Origin of the sequence: Novosphingobium sp. (assembly GCF_030696665.1) — a bacterium.
Taxonomy (GTDB): domain Bacteria; phylum Pseudomonadota; class Alphaproteobacteria; order Sphingomonadales; family Sphingomonadaceae; genus Novosphingobium.
Genome location: NZ_JAUYRV010000021.1, coordinates 1 through 17,798, shown reverse-complemented (window position 1 = coordinate 17,798; position 17,798 = coordinate 1). Strand labels below are relative to the sequence as shown.

Sequence of the window (17,798 nt, the reverse complement as noted above, 5' to 3'; positions counted from 1 at the left end):
ATGGGCGCGGGCGAGCAGGCCTGGTTCGAACACCTTTTCGCCGGTACGCAACGCGCGTTCCAGATCGAGCGAGCCAAGCACGCGGTCTTCGGTTGCGCCCAGCGGCAAGTCTACGAACGGAACAGGGCGCTTGCTGGCCTTTGTCCCTTCGCACGGGCCGGGGCAGGCGCGCGGGCTTTCGGGCGAGCAGCCGAACCGGCAACCGTCCATCACCATGATTGGCGGCAGCAGGCTGGCGAGCGCGCGGGCAGCGGTTGATTTTCCCGTCCCCCGATCGCCGAACACCATGACCCCGCCGATGGTGGGATCGACCGCTGCGATCAGCAGCGCGAGCTTCATCTCGTCCTGACCGACGATTGCAGAGAAGGGGAAGCGCGCCATCTGTCCAACACTCTGGACACAATAAAGCGTCACGACAAGCGGAATTATTTCCGGTTCGAGGTCTTGATCAAGCGGTCCTTCAAGGTGTGCATCGTCCACCACACGCCCAGCACCAGCGGAACTACCAGCAGCCCGATCAGGAAATCGTCGGACACCCCCAGAACATCGTCCGGCACCGAATGAAGCGCGTATTTGAGCAGGCCCAGCACATAGTAGCTGAGGGCGACTGCCGAGAGACCTTCGACCAGTTGCTGCAACCGCGCCTGCATCGAGATCGACTGCTCCATCGAGCGCAGCAGCTCGGCATTCTGGTTCTCGATCCGCGTATCGATCCGTGCGCGCAGCAGCGATGCCAGTTGTTCGGTACGCGCGCCGAGTCGTTCGACGCGCTCGTTGGTGGCAAGGCAGGTGTTCATCGCAGGGCGAAAGCGGCGCTGGGTGAAATCGACCAGCGAGGCGAAGCCTTCGACGGGGCGCACGTTTAGCTGGTCGAGTCGTTCCTCCACGATCTGGCCATAGGCGCGCGTCGCGTCCATGCGGAACGAGATGGCGGTGGATACCGAGGCGAGATCGAGCGCGAGGCCGGACAGTTCCTCAAGCAGGCTGTCATCGCGCGCGTCGCTGTTCGCAAGGCGGTCTGCCAGAATGCGCAAGCGCGCTTCGGCAGCATCAAGTTTTGGCCAGCATTCGCGCGCCACCGGCAGGCCAAGCAGCGCCTTGTTGCGATAGTTGCCCAGTTCCTGCATCCGCTGCATCTGCCGTGTCAGATCGCGCGGGTCTGCCCCGTTTGCCGCCACCAGCAAGCGGCCAAAGCCATCGTCCATGATGCGGAAATCCGACCAGATGCGGATGCCTCCGTCCAGCATGCTCGAAACAAGCTCGTCGCGGTTGAGCGATTGCCGGTCGAGCATGCGCTCCACTTGGGCATCGTCCTTGCCAAGCCAGACGCGGGTGCTGCGGATGACCTGTCCGGGCAGGGTTTGCGCCCAGTCGATGGCTGCGGCGATCATCGGATCAGTCCCTGCTTCGAGAAAGCCATTCTCATCACAAGGCGTGGCAAACAGTGTCAGGCTGCTGCCTTCGCTCTGACGTTCCCACGTGAACGTGACCGAGGCGTTGATCCGCCCTTCGCGGTGCGAGGGATTGCCAACCGCATCGTGTGCCTCGCACTTAAGTTCGATGGCGGCCAATTCCTCTGCCCGCTCCTCGTCCTCTACAGCGAGCACCCATTGCACGATATGGCAGGGCACTGGCAGCACCGGCCAGCGGCGCAAGTGCATTTCGCCAACCGCGCGGCGCCTGAGTTCATGATCGCGCAAGCGGCGAATCTCCCCTGTCATGCGGCGCATTTGATGCGGTTTGGCCGCACGTGCCGCTTGCGATTGAAGTTATGCCAACTCATCAGACGCGCCAAACGGAATCCCGCCCCACTGCCCGCAATACCGTGGAGTCTTGGCCCAAAGTACGATGCAGTGGGGGCAAGTGCCGTCATCTCGCTTGACCACGTGAACGTTCTCATTTAGGTGAACGTTCACAAGACGACGTATCGGCGTCCGTCTGCATGTTTGCATCCGAGCTACGAAAACGAACTTCGCAGCCGGAGAAGGGGGAGGACCATGAGAGTTTCCACGACCCGTTCCATTGCTGTCCGTGCGTCAAGCATGGCTGCCCTTGCGCTGGCTCTGGTCGGCCAGTCGGCGCTGGCGCAGGATGCCGCTTCGGCAGAGCCACAGGCGGCTGCTGAACCGGAAGGTGAAGGCATCGTCGTCACCGGGATTCGCGCCTCGCTCACGCAGGCGCTGAACATCAAGCGCAGCGCGCAGGGCGTTGTCGATGCGATCTCTGCCGAAGACATCGGCAAGTTCCCCGATACGAACCTTGCCGAATCACTGCAGCGCATTACCGGCGTGTCGATCGACCGTTCGAATGGCGAAGGATCGACCGTGACCGTTCGCGGTTTCGGCCCGGAATTCAATCTCGTGCTGCTCAACGGGCGTCAGATGCCCACGTCGTCGCTCGGCGATGGTGCCAGCGCGCCGTCCACCCGCTCGTTCGATTTCGCCAACCTCGCTTCGGAAGGCATTTCGGGCGTCGAGGTCTACAAGTCCGGCCGCGCGATCCTCCCTACCGGCGGCATCGGTTCCACCATCAACATCAAGACCCCGCGTCCGCTCGACAAGCCGGGTGTTTCCGGCAGTCTCGCCGCGCGCGGTGTCTATGATACTTCGTACAATCAGGGGACGGAGATCACGCCGGAAGTCTCGGGGATCGTCTCGGCCACCTTTGGCGAAGACGATATGTTCGGCGTGCTCGTCACCGGCACGTGGCAGAAGCGCAAGGCCAGCGTCAATCAGGCCAATGTCGGCTGGCGCGACGGTTATCTCGGGTCCGAAAACAACTGGGGCTCGCTGCCGCAGGCGGGCGATCCGCGGGCTGCCAACATCACCAACCGTCCGGGGCCGACCGACGTTTATCAGGTGCAGCAGAATGCCAGCTATGACCTGAACGACATTGACCGTGAGCGCCTCAATGGCCAGCTCGTGCTGCAGGCCCGCCTGGCTGACAACCTGACCGCGACGTTCGACTATACTTATTCGAGCAACACCGTGCAGGTGCGCAATTCCAACGTTGGCGTGTGGTTCAACTTCAACGACGTTTCCAGCGCATGGACCGATGGTCCGGTGGCAGGCCCGATCTTCTATTCCGAACGCTTCGGCGCGGCAGAAGGCAAGGACTTGTCCTATTCCGGCGCGCTGACCGAGAACCGTTCGGAGAACAATTCTATCGGCGGCAACCTGAAGTGGGAAAGCGATTTCGGCCTGCGGCTCGAACTCGACGCGCACCATTCGACCGCACAGTCGGGCGCGAACAACCCCTATGGCACCAGCACCTCGGTCGGCACCGCAGTGTTCGGCGTGGCCCAGCAGACGGTGAACTACGAGAACGACCTGCCAGTCATCTCCTACACCATGCACCCCGGCATCGACGCGCTGAACGCCGGAAACATTCAGGCCACCGGCAACTCCTTCCGCAACGCCTTCTTCCGCGACGAGATCAACGAAGGCCAGCTGCGCGGCGGCTGGGACTTTGACGATTCGGTCCTCGAAAGCCTCGATTTCGGCGTGGTCTACACCGAGAACAAGGTGCGCTCGGCCTATGGCTTCATCCAGAACGACACCTGGGGTGGCTCCACCACCAAGGCGCAGATGCCGGATGACCTGTTCACGCTGGAAACCCTGCCCGACAAGTTCGAGGGCCTTTCGGGTGCCAGCGATCCGGCGATGATCCAGAGCTTCTACAAGTTCAATTTCGAGAACATGGTCAAATTCCTCGATGACCTGAACGGCATCTGCGGTGGCGACAACAACTGCCTGTCACCCTTCAACACCGACCGCCGCATCCGCGAGCGCACCGTTGCGCCTTATCTTCAGGCCAACACCAAGTTCGACCTGTTCCAGAACCCCGCACACTTCCGCGCCGGTCTGCGCTATGAAAAGACGAACATCACCTCGTCTGCGCTGGTGCCGATCCCCACCGGCACGCAGTGGGTTTCGGCCAACGAGTTCAACCTCGTCTATGGTCCGAACAGCGATTTCACCACGTTCACGGGCAGCTATGAAAACTGGCTCCCGGCTATCGATTTCGATTTCGAACCGGTGGAGAACGTCAAGGTCCGTGCCAGCTACAGCCACACCATCACCCGGCCCGATTATGCCTCGATGCAGGGCGGGCGCACTGTGGACCAGCTGTTCCGCATCGGTGGCGGCTTTGGCAGCCAAGGCAATCCGGGGCTGAACCCCTACAAGTCGAAGAACATCGATGTTTCGGCTGAATGGTACTACGACAAGGCCAGCTACCTTTCGGTCGGCTTCTTTGACAAGCGCGTGCGCAACTTCATCGCGCAGGACCGGATCGATAGCGAAGCCTTCGGCCTGACCAACCCCGCTGACGGCCCCCGCTATCGTGCTGCCATCGGCGCGCTGGGTGCCAACGCCAGCACGACCGCGATCCGCAACTACATCTTCGCCAACAACCCCGGCTCGGTCGTGGTTGACAGCTTCGATCCGGTGACCGGCAACTATACCGGCAAGATCCTTGGCCTGCCTGAAGACAACGCGGTGAACTTCCAGATCACCACGCCGATCAACTCGGATCAGGCAGCGCACCTTTATGGCTTTGAATTTGCCGTGCAGCACAGCTTCTGGGACACCGGCTTCGGCACGATGCTGAACTACACCGTGGTCAAGGGCGATGCGCGTTATGACAACACGCAGCCGTCCAGTGTGCCGCAGTTTGCGCTGACCGGCCTGTCAGACAGCGCCAACGCCGTGCTGTTCTATGACAAGAACGGCTTGCAGGCCCGCGTGGCTTACAACTGGCGCGACAAGTTCCTTGGCGGCACCGGACCCAACCCGTTCTACATCGAGGCTTATGGCCAGGTCGATGCCAGCGCGAGCTGGGAGTTCAAGAAGGGCTACACCGTGTTCGTCGAAGGTATCAACGTGACCGGCGCCAGCCGCCGGGGCCATCTGCGCAGCACCAACAACGTGTTCTTCGCCTCGCCGGGCTATGCCCGTTACCAGATCGGTGCGCGCGTAAACTTCTGAGGTCTTGATAACGTTCAAGCCTTGATAACGTTCAGGCACAATGGGAAAAGGCCGGGCCGAAAGGTCCGGCCGTTCTCCTGAAAATGGCACACCCATGACCCAGCACGCTGTTCTCGATTCGTTGAAACACCGCCACTTGCGCGTCCGCACTGCCCGGGCGTCGGCGCTGGGCGATGCGGTGATGGCCTGCCTTGTCATGCCTGCCGAATTCCGCCGCGCGCAGGCGCACTATCCCATCGTGTTCCGGCGCGATCTCGGAACTGGGCGCATGTCAGCGCTCGCCTTGTTCGGGTTTGCCAATGGCGAGAACCTGTTCGTGCGCGACAATGGCTGGGATGCGCCGTGGTTGCCGCTGGCCCATGCCGTTCAGCCGTTCCTGATCGGCCGCAACGCGGACCCTGACGCCACACCGCAAGTCCACATCGACCTTGCCAGCCCGCGTGTTTCGGAAACCGAAGGTGAGCGCCTGTTCGACGACATGGGCAATCCGACCGCGCTGCTGGAAGACGTGGCGCAGAACCTTGGCGACCTCGATGCCGCCTATCAGGCTTCGGACGCTTTCCTTGAAGCGCTGGAGCGGCACGAACTGCTTGAGCTTTTCGCGCTCGAAGTGCCGCAGCCTGATGGTTCGCACCAGTCGCTGGTCGGCTTTCACACGATCAATGAAGAGCGCCTGCGCACGCTTCCCGCCGATGTGCTGGGCGAACTGCACGCCGCCGGTCACCTGATGCCTCTGTTCATGGCTGTTGCTTCGGTCGGACGCTTTGCCGATCTCATCGCGCGCAAGTCCGGTCTTGGCGCAAGCTGAGGCCTTGCCCCCGGTGCGAGAGGTTGCGGCAGCGGATCTGCCCGGCCTGATCGCCAGCGGGCAAGAGCCGTTCGTGGTACGCGGCCTGGTGCGCGATTGGCCGCTGGCCGCAGCCGGCCTTGCCTCGGCAAAGGAAGCGCGCTCCTATCTTGCCGCCCATGCCCGCCCGGTCGATCTGCCGGTCTCCATCGCCGATCCCGACAAGGGTGGACGGCTGTTCTATGACGAGGCGATGGACGTCAACTTCCGCATGGGGACCGGACGCCTTGCCGACATCTTCGCCGGGTTCGACAAGGCCGAAGGCCGCGCCGCCCACGAAGTGCCGACCGTCTATCTCGGTTCCATCGACATTCACCGCTATTTCGATGGCCTGCATCAGGCCAACCACGTCCCCGCCGTGCCGCAGGACGCGCTCGCCTCGATCTGGATCGGCAACGCCACGCGCATTGCCGCGCACAACGATCACCCGCGCAATCTGGCATGCTGCGCTGTCGGACAGCGCCGCTTCACGGTGTTCCCGCCCGATCAGTTCGCAAACCTCTACCTCGGCCCGCTGGACATCACGCCAGCGGGTCGGCCCATCTCACTCGTCGATTTCGACAACCCGAATTTCGAACAGCACCCGCGTTACCGCGACGCACTGGCCCACGCACAAGTGGCAGACCTGCAACCGGGCGATGCGCTGTTCATCCCCTCGCTGTGGTATCACCACGTCGATGCCACCGCGCCGTTCAACGTTCTGGTCAACTACTGGTGGCGCGATACACCGCGCTTCCTCGGCCAGCCCCAGACTGCGATGACACACGCCATCATGGCGATCCGCGACTTGCCCGAGGCCGAGCGCGCAATCTGGCGCGATATGTTCGAACACTATGTCTTCTCCGGTGGCGAGGCAGCTCGTGCCCATGTGCCAGACACCGGGCAGGGCATCCTCGGCCCCATCGACGCGCGCATCGCCCAGCGCCTCCAGCAGTTCCTTCTCAGGAGCCTCAGCCAATGACCGCAACCCACTTGCCTCGCCGCATCGTGATCGCCGGAGGTGGCACCGCCGGGTGGATGACCGCCGCCGCGCTCGCCCGCACGCTCGGTCCGGTTGCCACTGTCACGCTGGTGGAAAGCGAGCAGATCGGCACCATCGGCGTGGGTGAAAGCACGATCCCGCCGCTCGTCGCCTACAACCGCATCCTCGGCATCAACGAGGCCGATTTCATGCGGGCCACGCAGGCCACGTTCAAACTCGGCATCAATTTCGAAAACTGGCGCGTCCCCGGCGAGGCCTATTTCCACTCGTTCGGCGGCACCGGAAAGGATCATTGGTCAGCGGGCTTCCAGCACTTCTGGATGAACGGTCTGACACGTGGCCACACCGCCCCGTACAGCGAATACTGCCTGGAACTGAAGGCGGCGGAGGCAAGCCGCTTTGCCCATTTGCCCGAAGACCGCATGAATTACGCTTACCAACTCGATTCCGGCCTCTACGCCCGCTTCCTGCGCACGATGGCCGAGGCTGACGGCACAAAGCGGGTCGAAGGCAAAATCGCGCAAGTCCAGCTGGACGGCGAAACCGGCGATATCGCAGCGCTCCTGCTCGAAAGCGGCGAGCGCATCGAAGGCAATCTGTTCATCGATTGCACCGGCTTTCGCGCGCTCCTGATCGAAGGCGCGCTGCGTGTCGGTTACGACGATTGGACCCACTGGCTCCCCTGCGACAGCGCCATCGCGATCCAGACCGCCAGCGTCCGTCCTCCCGTGCCCTATACCCGCGCCATCGCGCATGAGGCGGGCTGGCAATGGCGCATTCCGCTGCAGCACCGGCAGGGCAACGGCGTGGTCTATTGCAGCGATTTCCTCGGCCATGATGCCGCGCTGGAAAAGCTGCTCTCCACGGTGGAGGGCGAAAAGCTGGTAAAACCCAATCACATCCGCTTCCGCACCGGCGCACGGCGCAAGCAATGGCACCGCAATTGCGTGGCCGTGGGCCTGTCGGGCGGGTTCATGGAGCCGCTGGAAAGCACCTCGATCCACCTGATCCAGCGCGCGATCCTGCGCATCGTGCGGATGCTTCCGGCAGGCGAAATCAGCCAGCGCGATATCGACGAATTCAACGACCAGCAGTTCACAGACATGGAGCAGATCCGCGATTTCCTCGTCCTGCACTACAAGGTCACCGACCGCCGTGACACGCCGTTCTGGCGGCACGTGGCGGCGATGGATGTGCCTGAAAGCCTCACGCACAAGATCGAACTGTTCCGCGAAACCGGGCGTGTGTTCCGCAAGAACGAGGAGCTTTTCGCCGAAAACTCGTGGGTGCAGGTGATGATGGGGCAGGGGATCATTCCGCAAAGCCACCACCCCGTCGCCGCCAAGCTGCGCGACGAGGAAATGGCGCACTTGCTCGGCACTCTGCGCGAACAGGTGGCCCGTACGGTCGCCGCGCTGCCCGCCCACGGAGACTACGTCGCGCGCTATTGCGGAGCCGACGTACCGGTCGCTGCGTGAGCAATACTTGTCACAATACCGTTTCCCAGCCTACCAAGGGCGCGGGTGCTTGGTCAGAGGGGTAGTTAAGACACGATGGCGCGCAGGCGGCAGGCGGTAACGATCAAGCACGTGGCGGCTGATGCGGGCGTTTCGCTCCAGACGGTCAGCCGCGTGATAAACAACGAGGCCAACGTCCGGCCCGAAATGCGCGGGAAAGTTCAGGCCTCGATCGACAAGCTGGGCTATGTTCCCTCGATCGCGGCGCAGCGGATGAGCGGATCGCGCTCCTACCTGATCCTCGCCCTGAATGACCGCGAACGCACGATTGCCGATTGGCGCGCGCGGCAGGGCACGGACTGGGTGGACCAGATGCTGCTGGGCGGCATGCTCGAATGTGCAGAGCACGGCTATCGCCTGATTTTCGAACTGGTTGATACCCACAACGATCACGTTGAACGCGAACTTGGCGCTGCCATCGCCGCGCTCCAGCCCGATGGTGCAATCCTCACCCCGCCGCATTCGGACAACCCGCAGATCCTCGAAACGCTGGCTCGTCACAACATCCCCTTTGCGCGGATTGGCGCGCAGACAGTGGATGATTTGCCTGAGGGCATCTGCGTTTCGATGGACGATGAGGGCGGCGCGCGGCTCGCGACGCGCCATCTGCTGGACCTTGGGCATCGCCGCATCGGGATGATCTCCGGCCCGGCAGAATATCGCCTCGCCGGAACCCGCGTCGATGGCTGGCGTGCTGAACTGGAAGCGGCCGGTCTGGATGGCGCAGGCCTGCTCGAAGCGGGCGATTTCACCTACGCATCGGGCGTGCGCGCCGCTCGCGCGCTGCTCGCGCGCCCTGACAGACCCAGCGCGATCATTGCCAGCAACGACCAGATGGCGCTCGCCACAGTTGAAATCGCAGCGGAGCTTGGCCTTGCCATCCCGGCAGATCTTTCGCTGGTCAGCTTCGACAACACCCCGCTCGTGCGCTTCACGCGCCCGCCGCTGACGGCGGTAGATCAGCCCATTGCCGAAACCACGGCAACCGCTGTGCGCATGCTGATTGCAGCGCAGCGCGGGGATAACGGCACGCCGGAGCCGGTGATGATCCCGATGGGCTTCGAGGTGCGCGGATCGACTGCCGCTCCGGCGGATTGCCTGCAGGAATCGTGAAGGATCAAGCCGCCCGCGACCGGCGGTTTCTGGCGCTCTATGCACTTGCATGGGCGGGGGCGACCGTCGGCTACGTCCCGCTGCTCACCTTGCTCCTGCCGATGCACGTTGAGCGACTGGCGGGCGAAGAGGCAATGCGCTGGCTGGCACTGACCACGTTCACCGGCGCAATCATCGCCAGCGCGTCCAACATCGCGGCAGGCTGGATCAGCGACCTTGCCGGAAAGCGCAGGCCGTTCGTGCTGGCGGGGCTGGCGCTGTCCACCGCCATGCTGCTCACCATGCCGCATGCTGCAACACTGTCGGCGCTGACAACTGTGATCGTCCTCTGGCAGGTTGGCCTTAACATCATGCTCGGCCCGCTGTCCGCATGGGCCGGAGATCGCGTTCCCGAAGCGCGCCGTGGCCTGCTCGGCGGCCTGCTTGCCTTTGCGCCTGCTTCGGGCGCGCTGGCCGGAGCACTCGTCACGATCCCCGGCGTGGCTGACTTGCCGCAGCGCTTTGGCTTGGTCGGCGCGCTCGTTGTCGGCTGCGTGATGCCGCTGGTGTTGTTGGGTGAAGAGGGCGCGCAACAATCGGCCACCCCAATCAGCGAAGGCAGCGCAGTCGCCCGCAAAGTCCTGCGCGGCATGGCCACGCGCATGTGGTTCGCGCGGCTGCTCGTGCAAGTCTCCGAAGCCGCGTTATTCGCCTATTTCTACCTCTGGCTGCGCACGGTCGATCCAAGCTTGCCCGATAACGCCATCGCCCGCGTCCTGCTCACCGCGATGGTGATTGGCGCGCTGACCGCGCTGGTTGCGGGACGGTGGGCAGATCGCCGGAGCAAGCCGGTCCTGCCACTCGCACTCGCATCGGGCGGAGCGGCGGCTGGCCTGATGGTCATGGCGCTGGCATCGGGCCGTGAAGGCGTGATCGGTGGATACCTGCTGTTCGGCCTGTCCACCTCGGTTTTCCTCGCGCTCCACAGCGCCCACACCCTGCGCGTCCTGCCAGACAGCACGCGGCGCGGGCGCGATCTGGGATTGTTCAACCTTACCAACACGATTCCCTCGCTGGTGGTGCCCTCGCTCACCTTGGCGCTTGTGCCGACGCTGGGATTTGCGGGGCTGTTCGTAGTGCTGGCAGTCCTCGCGCTGGCCGCAATGGCGCTGCTTTCCCGCTGATCGCAAAAGCCTGCTGAAAGGCTTGATTTCTGGCCGCTGGCGTGTGAAATGCTTGCGATTGAGAACGTTCACAGAAGTTGGGGAAGTCGATGTCGAAAGGTTGGAAAGCGCGCGCCGGAATGGTGGTTCTGCCGCTGCTGCTCGGCACCACCGCGCTGCACGCGCAGGGGAGCGGCACTGCCGATCCCATGAAGTGGCCCGCTGCACACAGCCCCTTGGCAATTACTTCGCCCAAGACGGAACGCGAGATTGATCGGCTGATCAAGAAAATGACGCTGGAACAGAAGGTTGGGCAGGTCATTCAGGGTGACATCAGCGCCATGACGCCCGCCGATCTGCAACGCTATCCGCTCGGTTCGATCCTTGCGGGCGGCAACAGCGGTCCTTACGGCGATGAACGCGCGGACGCCGCCAAGTGGTTGAAACTGGTGCAGGAATACCGCGCCGCATCCCGCAATGCCGGAGCCGGAATTCCCATCCTGTTCGGCGTCGATGCCGTCCACGGCCACTCCAACGTGCCGGGCGCAACGATCTTTCCCCACAACATCGGTTTGGGCGCCACGCATGACCCGGATCTGATCCGGCGTATCGGTGAAGCGACAGCCGAAGAGATTGCCGCGACCGGAATCGAGTGGACCTTCGCACCCACTTTGGCGGTGCCGCAAGACCTACGTTGGGGACGTGCGTATGAAGGCTATTCGAGCGACCCCAAGCTGATCGCCGAGTACTCTTCGGTGATGGTAGAGGCACTTCAGGGGCGTCTAGGTGCAGTTCAGGAATTGCCCGCAAACAAGGTCGCCGCCAGCGCCAAACACTTCCTTGCCGATGGCGGCACGGCAGGCGGCAAGGACCAGGGCGACGCGCAGATTTCCGAAGAGGAACTCGTGGCGGTCCACGGCGCAGGCTATGCCCCGGCGATCAACGCAGGCGCGCTGACGGTCATGGCCAGCTTCTCCAGCTGGAACGGCGTGAAGAACCACGGCAATCGCTCGCTGCTGACCGATGTGCTGAAAAAGCGCATGGGTTTTGAAGGGCTTGTTGTGGGGGACTGGAACGGCCACGGTCAGATTTCCGGCTGCACCCCCACCGATTGCGCCGCCGCGATCAACGCCGGGCTGGACCTCTACATGGCCCCCGACAGTTGGAAAGCCTTGTTCGACAACACGTTAAAGCAAGCGCGCGACGGGACGATCCCGATGGCGCGGTTGGACGACGCCGTCCGCCGCAATCTGCGGGTGAAGTTCAAGCTGGGCCTGATGGGGACAAAGCGGGTCGAGCGCGGCGATCCGGCAATGCTGGGGGCGGACAGGCACCTCGAAGTTGCGCGCGAAGCCGTCGCCAAGTCCTTGGTGCTGCTCAAGAACGAAGGCTCCGTACTGCCGATCCGTCCCGTTGCGAACGTGCTGGTGACCGGGCCGGGGGCAGATAGCATGGCGATGCAGGCAGGCGGCTGGACGATCACCTGGCAGGGCACCGACACCATCGCCGCCGATTTCCCCAAAGGCCGCACGATAGGCCGCGCGATTGTCGATGCGGTGACCGATGCGGGCGGCAAAGCTGAAATTGTGGCAATCCCGGGCGCGCAAAAGCCCGACATTGCCGTCGTGGTGTTTGGCGAACAGCCCTATGCCGAGTTTCAGGGGGACTTGTCCAACCTGATGTTTCAACCTCTTTCCGGCGAACTGGAACTGATCAAGTCGCTTAAAGACCGGGGCATTCCTGTCGTTGCCGTGTTCCTCTCGGGCCGTCCGATGTTCGTGGGCAAGGCGATGAATCTTGCCGACGCTTTCGTCGCAGCATGGCAGCCGGGTTCGCAGGGGCAGGGCGTAGCCGATGTTCTGGTGGCAGGGCGCGATGGCAAGCCCAAGCGCGATTTCACCGGAACGCTGTCGTTCGACTGGCCGCAGGATGCCCGCGCGCCGATGGTCGATCCGCTTTTCAAGGTGGGGCACGGCTTGTCCTATGCCAAGCCAGCAAAGCTTCGGCCAGTCAATGAAGACCCGCGTGTGGAGGTCGGCCCGGCGCTCAGCGAGACGACCTATATCCGCGCGGGCAAGGTGATCGAGCCGTGGCGACTGGGGCTTGATAGCGTGGTCACGATGCGTTCGGTGGACGTGTCGGCGCAGGAGGATGGACGGCAGTTCACTTGGGCCGGGAAGGGTGCATTTGCGCTCGATGGTCCGCCGATTGATGTCCAGCGGCAGGTGAACGGCGGCTACGTGCTGCGGCTCGACTGGCGGCTGGATGCACGTGGATCCGGGCCGGTGACGGCTTCGTTTGGCGGCGTTGCGCTGGACGTCAGCGAATTGCTTCCAGCGGCGGGCCAGACCGGCATGATGCGCATTCCGTTGACCTGCTTTGCTGCGCGTGGCGCGAAGATGGCGGCGATTGGTCAGCCTTTGCGGCTGGGCGCGGACAAGGGTTTTGTCGTGAGCATCCGCAATGCCGGGATCGAGGGCGTGGGCGAGGCGATTGCCTGTCCTCCGCTCGCGAAATAGGGGGTTTCTGACTACCGGTGGACATACCGCTCCGGTTGGGCGAAAAGACGGTGAGAATCCCAGCGCAGCCGGAGAGGAATTGGCCGTGTTCGACCGCAGAATGTTTCTTGCCGGAGCCGGTGTCGCGGCGTTTGGCGGTCCGGCCCTCGCGGCTGAGCGCGAGGTGACGTTGCCGTTCGGCAACGGCGCGCGGCCATTGGTGCGGATGCCGCAAAAGCGGGAGATGATCCTGCTCACCACCCGCCCGCCGCAGCTGGAAACGCCGTTTTCGGTGTTCAATGAGGGGCTGCTTACGCCCAACGATGCTTTCTTTGTGCGCTATCACCTCTCCGGCCTGCCGACGGTGATCGATCCGAGCGCGTTCCGGCTCAAGGTGGGCGGGCATGTGGCCAAGCCACTGGAATTGTCGCTCGCCAGTCTGAAGCGCGATTTTCCGGTGAGCGAGATCGTGGCGGTGAACCAGTGTTCGGGCAACAGCCGCGGCTTTGTGCAACCACGCGTCGGCGGCGGGCAGCTTGGCAACGGGGCGATGGGCAATGCGCGCTGGCGTGGTGTGGCGCTGAAGCATCTGCTTGAAAAGGCAGGGCTTCGTGAAGGCGCGCGGCAGGTGACCTTCAACGGGCTTGATAATCCGCCGCTCGATGGCATTCCCGATTTCGTCAAGGCGCTCGATCTGGACCATGCCTTGGATGGCGAGGTGATGGTGGCGTTCCAGATGAATGGCGCGGATCTGCCGTTCCTGAATGGCTATCCGCTGCGGCTGATCGTGCCGGGCCATTACGGCACCTATTGGGTGAAGCATCTGGACGAGATCAATGTCGTGGATGCGCAGTACGATGGCTACTGGATGAAGACGGCCTATCGCATCCCCGACAACGACTGCAATTGCGTGGAGCCGGGGCAGAAGCCTGACAAGACCAAGCCGATCGGGCGTTTCAATGTTCGGTCTTTTGTCACCAGCCACGTTGACGGCGCGCGGGTGAACGCGGCGAGCGTCACGGAACTGCGCGGCATAGCCTTTGCCGGGGGTGATCCGGTGAAGCGGGTCATGGTTTCGGCGGATGAGGGGCGCGCGTGGCAAGAGGCGCGGTTGGGCGATGATCTGGGGCGTTATTCCTTCCGGGAATGGCGGCTTGGCGTGACGCTCGCGGCGGGCAAGCATGCGGTGAAAGTGCGGGCTGAAACGGCGAGTGGTGACGTTCAGCCGCTCACTGCACTCTGGCAGCCTGCCGGATATATGCACAATCCGGTTGAGGCGATCATGGTGGAGGCGGTTTGATGCGGGCGCTGGTTCTTTCCGCCGGGTTTGCGGCATTGGCGATTTCAGTCGGTGCATCGGGCGCAAAGCCCGTAACGTTCGAAATGCCGGAAGAGGCTGTGCCTGCAGAATTGGCTGACGAAGCGGGCGAGCCAGTGGTGGTGGCCTGTTCCACCTGTCATTCGCTGGAATACATCACCACCCAGCCACGCGGCAAAGGCGCGCAGTTCTGGCGCGATGCAGTGGCGAAGATGGTCAACGTTTACAAAGCGCCGCTGGAACCGGCTGATGCTGATGCGGTGGCGGAGGTTCTGGCGAAGCGGTTTGGTTAGCCCACCAGCAACGCAGCAGCCAGCGAGGCCACGAAGCTCACCACCGTGGCGATGGCCACGGGAATGGCGGGCTTCAAACCGGTTTCCATCAGCAGGTCCAGACGGCTGCGCATGGCGGTGGCGATCACTGCGATCAGCAGCAGGCCTTTCGATCCGCTGAGCGCCGCATCGCGGGCAGGGGCTGGGATGGGGACCAGCGAATTGAGCAGGACCACGCCGAAGAACGCCACGATGAACCACGGCAGGGCAAGCCGCTTCCACACCGGGCCGCCTTTGCTCTGCTCAACATTGCCGATCACCAGCCCGGTGACGATCACCACGGGTGCGAGCAGGGCCACGCGCGAAAGTTTGACGATGGTGGCATAGCTGCCCGCGCTTTCCGAAAAGGCATAGCCGCCGCCGATGGCCTGCGCGACATCGTGGATCGACGCGCCAATCAGGAAGCCGGCCTGACTGTCCGTCAGTTGCAGGTATTCGGCGAGGATCGGGTAGAGCGACATGGCGAGCGCGCTGGCGAGCGAGACGACGACGAGCGTGATGGCAAATTGCGACTGGCTGAGCCGCTCACGCCCGATGATGCCATAGAGTGCCATCGCCGCGCTTGCGCCGCAGATCGCGGTAGCGCCACCTGCCAGAATGCCGGTGTAGCGCGATTGGCCGACCAGCTTTGCGCCTGCGATTCCCGCGAGGAATGTGATGGTCATGATTGCCACCAGCGCCGCGAAAGGGGCCGGTCCCAGCGATCCGATCTGCGAGAAGGTGACCTGCAATCCGAGCAGCACCACGCCGAAGCGCAGGCAGGTGCGCGAGGCGAAATCGAGCCCCATGTGGCTGCGCGGATCGCGCGCCACGAAGCTGAGTGAAAGGCCGATCAGCAGGCCGAGCAGGATGATGGGGAAGTGGTAATGTTCCGAAAGCCACGCGGCGGCGGCGGCGGCAATGGCGCAGATGGCTAGGCCGTGGAACACGGTTTCGCGCGGTTCGGCGGGAACGGGGGTGACATCAGCGAGGTGCATCTCGCCAAACAGGTCCGCTGCCGAGGGGAGTGAATCCCAATCGATTTCCTGCCGCGCCACGTGTTGTTCTCCCACGATCGACCCGTTCTATGTCCTACGGTGTCACATAATGCTTTCCTTACGCGCGTCAGCGGTTATCGTGCAAGCAAGAAGCGCCGTGCAGCGGCCGATGTTCGGGAGATTCCAACGTGACGCAGGGAAAGGCCAACGGGGCAGGGTCCAGCATGGGGCAAGGAGCGGCCATTGCATTGGTGGTGCTACTGTTTCTGGGCAATGCGCTGAACTATGTGGACCGGCAGGTGCTGGCGCTGCTCAAGCCTACGCTTGAGGCGGAGTTCGGCTGGTCGGACGCGGAATACGCGCACCTTGGCTCCTCGTTCCAGATCGCGGCGGCGGGCACGCTGCTGTTCGTCGGCTGGTTTGTCGACCGGTTGGGGGTGCGCGTGGCCTATGCCATCGCGGTCACCGTGTGGAGTGCGGCGGGCATGGCCCATGCGCTGGCGCAAACGGTGCAACAGTTCGTGGTCGCGCGGATCGTGCTGGCGGCGGGCGAGTCCGTCTCGACGCCCGCGGGGCTGAAAGCGGCGGCGATCTATCTTCCGGTGAAGGAACGCAATTTCGCCATCGGGTTGATCAACACCGCGCCCAATATCGGGGCAATCCTCACACCGTTGCTGATCCCGCCGTTCGCGCTGGCCTTCGGGTGGCAGGCGGCGTTCTGGGTCACCGGCGCGCTTGGTTTTCTGTGGCTCGCCGGATGGTGGTTCGGCACCCGCAACCTCAAACCGCTGGGCAACATTCCCGAGCGCGCGCGCGTGCCGTGGGGCGTGCTGCTGCGGGACCGCAAGACATGGACGGTGATCGGCGCGAAGTTCTGCATCGATGCGGTGTGGTGGTTCGTGCTGTTCTGGATGCCCGATTTCTTCAACCGCCAGTTCGGGCTGGGGCAGGGGGCGTTGGGATGGCCCATTGCGATCATCTTCACGCTGGCGGCGCTGGGCGCGCTGACTTCGGGCGGGCTGTACCCGATCCTGCTGAGCCGGGGCTTCAGCGTGAACGCCGCGCGCAAGACATCGATGCTGTTCTATGCGCTGGTCGTGCTCGCCATGCCGCTGGCGCTGCTGACGGACAATCCGTGGCTGGCCGCCGTGCTGATCGGCCTTGGCCTGTTTGCACATCAGGGCTTTTCCACCAACGTCTTCGGCATGACCGCCGACGTAATCCCCGCCACCCGCGTCGCCAGCGTGATCGCGCTGGGGGCGGTTGCCGGGAACCTGTCGGGCACGGGGATCATCGAGTTCGCGGGTTGGTCGCTGACCAACGGGCTGGGTTACGGGCCGCTGTTCGGGATATGCGGGAGCGCCTATCTGGTGGCGCTGGGGTTCATTCAGGTGATGCTGCCGAAGCTGGAACTGGCGGCGAGGGAGTAGGCAGAAAAGCACTCGCCCCTTCTGGGGAGAGGGGTGTGCCGCGCAAGCCTCTCGATCATCGTCACCCTGAACTTGTTTCAGCATGACGGCTGCTTTTGGGCTTTGCGCAGTCGGTATCGGATGACTGCAACTGGGTGGAAAGCGGACCGGACACTCGAAAAATTCTAGTCATAAGGGCCTAATACTGGCCTCAGCGCAACTCCAAGGCCCGTCAATACCAAAAACACAAGACCCCCGCCAACAAGAGTATAGCCAAAAGTCTGTGCAGCCTTCATCGGCCGCTCGCTCCTCGCCTCCTTTAGCCAAGCCTGTTGGGCTTGAAACTCTGGCGTTCCAGGGTCAGCAAGCGCGCAAGCGCAGGCGCTGGTCGGTTCGTCCAAGAGTGTTCCGAAGGACAGCGCCGAGGCGAACGCCAACACCGCTAGGCTGTAGACTCGCACCGAGCGGGGCTTGAAGATCAGCAGTCTCATAACGCATGTCAACGCCGGTATAAAATGGGGCCAGCCACCGGTTTAAAAGTGGGCCAGTCAATTCAAACAAAAAGCCTCAGTTTGAGGCTGGTTTTATTCGGCGTCGGGGAAGCGGCTGTAGCGTAGCGGAAGACGATTTCCCGACGCCGATTGCCGTTTCTGATCAGGTCATCTTGCTGCTCTC

General features: G+C 63.2%; 13 protein-coding genes. 10 read left to right on the top strand and 3 right to left on the bottom strand.

Annotated features, from left to right (window positions below; translation table 11 throughout):
- Together Q8R81_RS04875 and Q8R81_RS04870 are read right to left on the bottom strand one after the other, a co-directional pair.
- A partial coding sequence (locus tag Q8R81_RS04875) for an ATP-binding protein (protein WP_305616321.1) occupies positions 1-381 on the bottom strand: 381 nt, incomplete at its 3' end.
- A 44-nt stretch (positions 382-425) separates the two neighbouring features.
- The gene (locus Q8R81_RS04870) at positions 426-1,721 is read right to left on the bottom strand and encodes a DUF3422 domain-containing protein (RefSeq protein WP_305616320.1); all 1,296 of its coding nucleotides are present in this window, start codon (positions 1,719-1,721) and stop codon (positions 426-428) included.
- Positions 1,722-2,042: 321 nt separating this feature from the next.
- Here Q8R81_RS04870 and Q8R81_RS04865 point away from each other — a divergent pair, with 321 nt between their 5' ends.
- From Q8R81_RS04865 to Q8R81_RS04825, 9 genes are all read left to right on the top strand, one after another.
- Positions 2,043-4,988 (top strand): TonB-dependent receptor, encoded by a 2,946-nt coding sequence (locus Q8R81_RS04865; RefSeq protein WP_305616319.1) that lies wholly within the window; start codon positions 2,043-2,045, stop codon positions 4,986-4,988.
- Between the two features lie 94 nt (positions 4,989-5,082).
- A complete protein-coding gene (locus Q8R81_RS04860; protein WP_305616318.1) occupies positions 5,083-5,796 on the top strand; it encodes a SapC family protein in 714 nt (237 codons plus the stop codon).
- A complete protein-coding gene (locus Q8R81_RS04855) occupies positions 5,783-6,796 on the top strand; it encodes a cupin-like domain-containing protein (RefSeq protein WP_305616317.1) in 1,014 nt (337 codons plus the stop codon). Before Q8R81_RS04860 ends, Q8R81_RS04855 begins: the two co-directional genes overlap by 14 nt.
- Positions 6,793-8,295 carry a tryptophan halogenase family protein gene (locus tag Q8R81_RS04850; protein WP_305616316.1) on the top strand — a complete coding sequence of 501 codons (1,503 nt, stop codon included), beginning with the start codon at positions 6,793-6,795 and terminating at the stop codon, positions 8,293-8,295. Before Q8R81_RS04855 ends, Q8R81_RS04850 begins: the two co-directional genes overlap by 4 nt.
- A gap of 75 nt (positions 8,296-8,370) precedes the next feature.
- Positions 8,371-9,447 carry a LacI family DNA-binding transcriptional regulator gene (locus Q8R81_RS04845; protein ID WP_305616315.1) on the top strand — a complete coding sequence of 359 codons (1,077 nt, stop codon included), beginning with the start codon at positions 8,371-8,373 and terminating at the stop codon, positions 9,445-9,447.
- On the top strand, positions 9,444-10,610 hold the full coding sequence (locus Q8R81_RS04840) for an MFS transporter (RefSeq protein WP_305616314.1): 1,167 nt from the start codon (positions 9,444-9,446) through the stop codon (positions 10,608-10,610). Before Q8R81_RS04845 ends, Q8R81_RS04840 begins: the two co-directional genes overlap by 4 nt.
- An 89-nt stretch (positions 10,611-10,699) precedes the next feature.
- Positions 10,700-13,108 (top strand): glycoside hydrolase family 3 protein, encoded by a 2,409-nt coding sequence (locus Q8R81_RS04835; protein WP_305616313.1) that lies wholly within the window; start codon positions 10,700-10,702, stop codon positions 13,106-13,108.
- 100 nt (positions 13,109-13,208) lie between these two features.
- A complete protein-coding gene (locus tag Q8R81_RS04830; RefSeq protein WP_371135308.1) occupies positions 13,209-14,387 on the top strand; it encodes a molybdopterin-dependent oxidoreductase in 1,179 nt (392 codons plus the stop codon).
- Positions 14,387-14,698 carry a cytochrome C gene (locus Q8R81_RS04825; RefSeq protein WP_305616311.1) on the top strand — a complete coding sequence of 104 codons (312 nt, stop codon included), beginning with the start codon at positions 14,387-14,389 and terminating at the stop codon, positions 14,696-14,698. Before Q8R81_RS04830 ends, Q8R81_RS04825 begins: the two co-directional genes overlap by 1 nt.
- Here the strand turns inward: Q8R81_RS04825 and Q8R81_RS04820 are convergent.
- Positions 14,695-15,774 (bottom strand): YeiH family protein, encoded by a 1,080-nt coding sequence (locus tag Q8R81_RS04820; protein WP_305616310.1) that lies wholly within the window; start codon positions 15,772-15,774, stop codon positions 14,695-14,697. The genes Q8R81_RS04825 and Q8R81_RS04820 overlap by 4 nt on opposite strands.
- Before the next feature lie 164 nt (positions 15,775-15,938).
- On the opposite strand from Q8R81_RS04820, the gene Q8R81_RS04815 reads away from it, so the two are divergent.
- The gene (locus Q8R81_RS04815; RefSeq protein ID WP_305616322.1) at positions 15,939-17,144 is read left to right on the top strand and encodes an MFS transporter; all 1,206 of its coding nucleotides are present in this window, start codon (positions 15,939-15,941) and stop codon (positions 17,142-17,144) included.
- Positions 17,145-17,798 lie beyond the last annotated feature (654 nt).

Coding starts and splice junctions, on each gene's coding strand:
- Q8R81_RS04870 (WP_305616320.1), bottom strand. CDS start 1,721: ATGACAGGGGAGATTCGCCGCTTGCGCGATCATGAACTCAGGCGCCGC.
- Q8R81_RS04865 (WP_305616319.1), top strand. CDS start 2,043: ATGGCTGCCCTTGCGCTGGCTCTGGTCGGCCAGTCGGCGCTGGCGCAG.
- Q8R81_RS04860 (WP_305616318.1), top strand. CDS start 5,083: ATGACCCAGCACGCTGTTCTCGATTCGTTGAAACACCGCCACTTGCGC.
- Q8R81_RS04850 (WP_305616316.1), top strand. CDS start 6,793: ATGACCGCAACCCACTTGCCTCGCCGCATCGTGATCGCCGGAGGTGGC.
- Q8R81_RS04845 (WP_305616315.1), top strand. CDS start 8,371: ATGGCGCGCAGGCGGCAGGCGGTAACGATCAAGCACGTGGCGGCTGAT.
- Q8R81_RS04835 (WP_305616313.1), top strand. CDS start 10,700: ATGTCGAAAGGTTGGAAAGCGCGCGCCGGAATGGTGGTTCTGCCGCTG.
- Q8R81_RS04830 (WP_371135308.1), top strand. CDS start 13,209: ATGTTTCTTGCCGGAGCCGGTGTCGCGGCGTTTGGCGGTCCGGCCCTC.
- Q8R81_RS04825 (WP_305616311.1), top strand. CDS start 14,387: ATGCGGGCGCTGGTTCTTTCCGCCGGGTTTGCGGCATTGGCGATTTCA.
- Q8R81_RS04815 (WP_305616322.1), top strand. CDS start 15,939: ATGGGGCAAGGAGCGGCCATTGCATTGGTGGTGCTACTGTTTCTGGGC.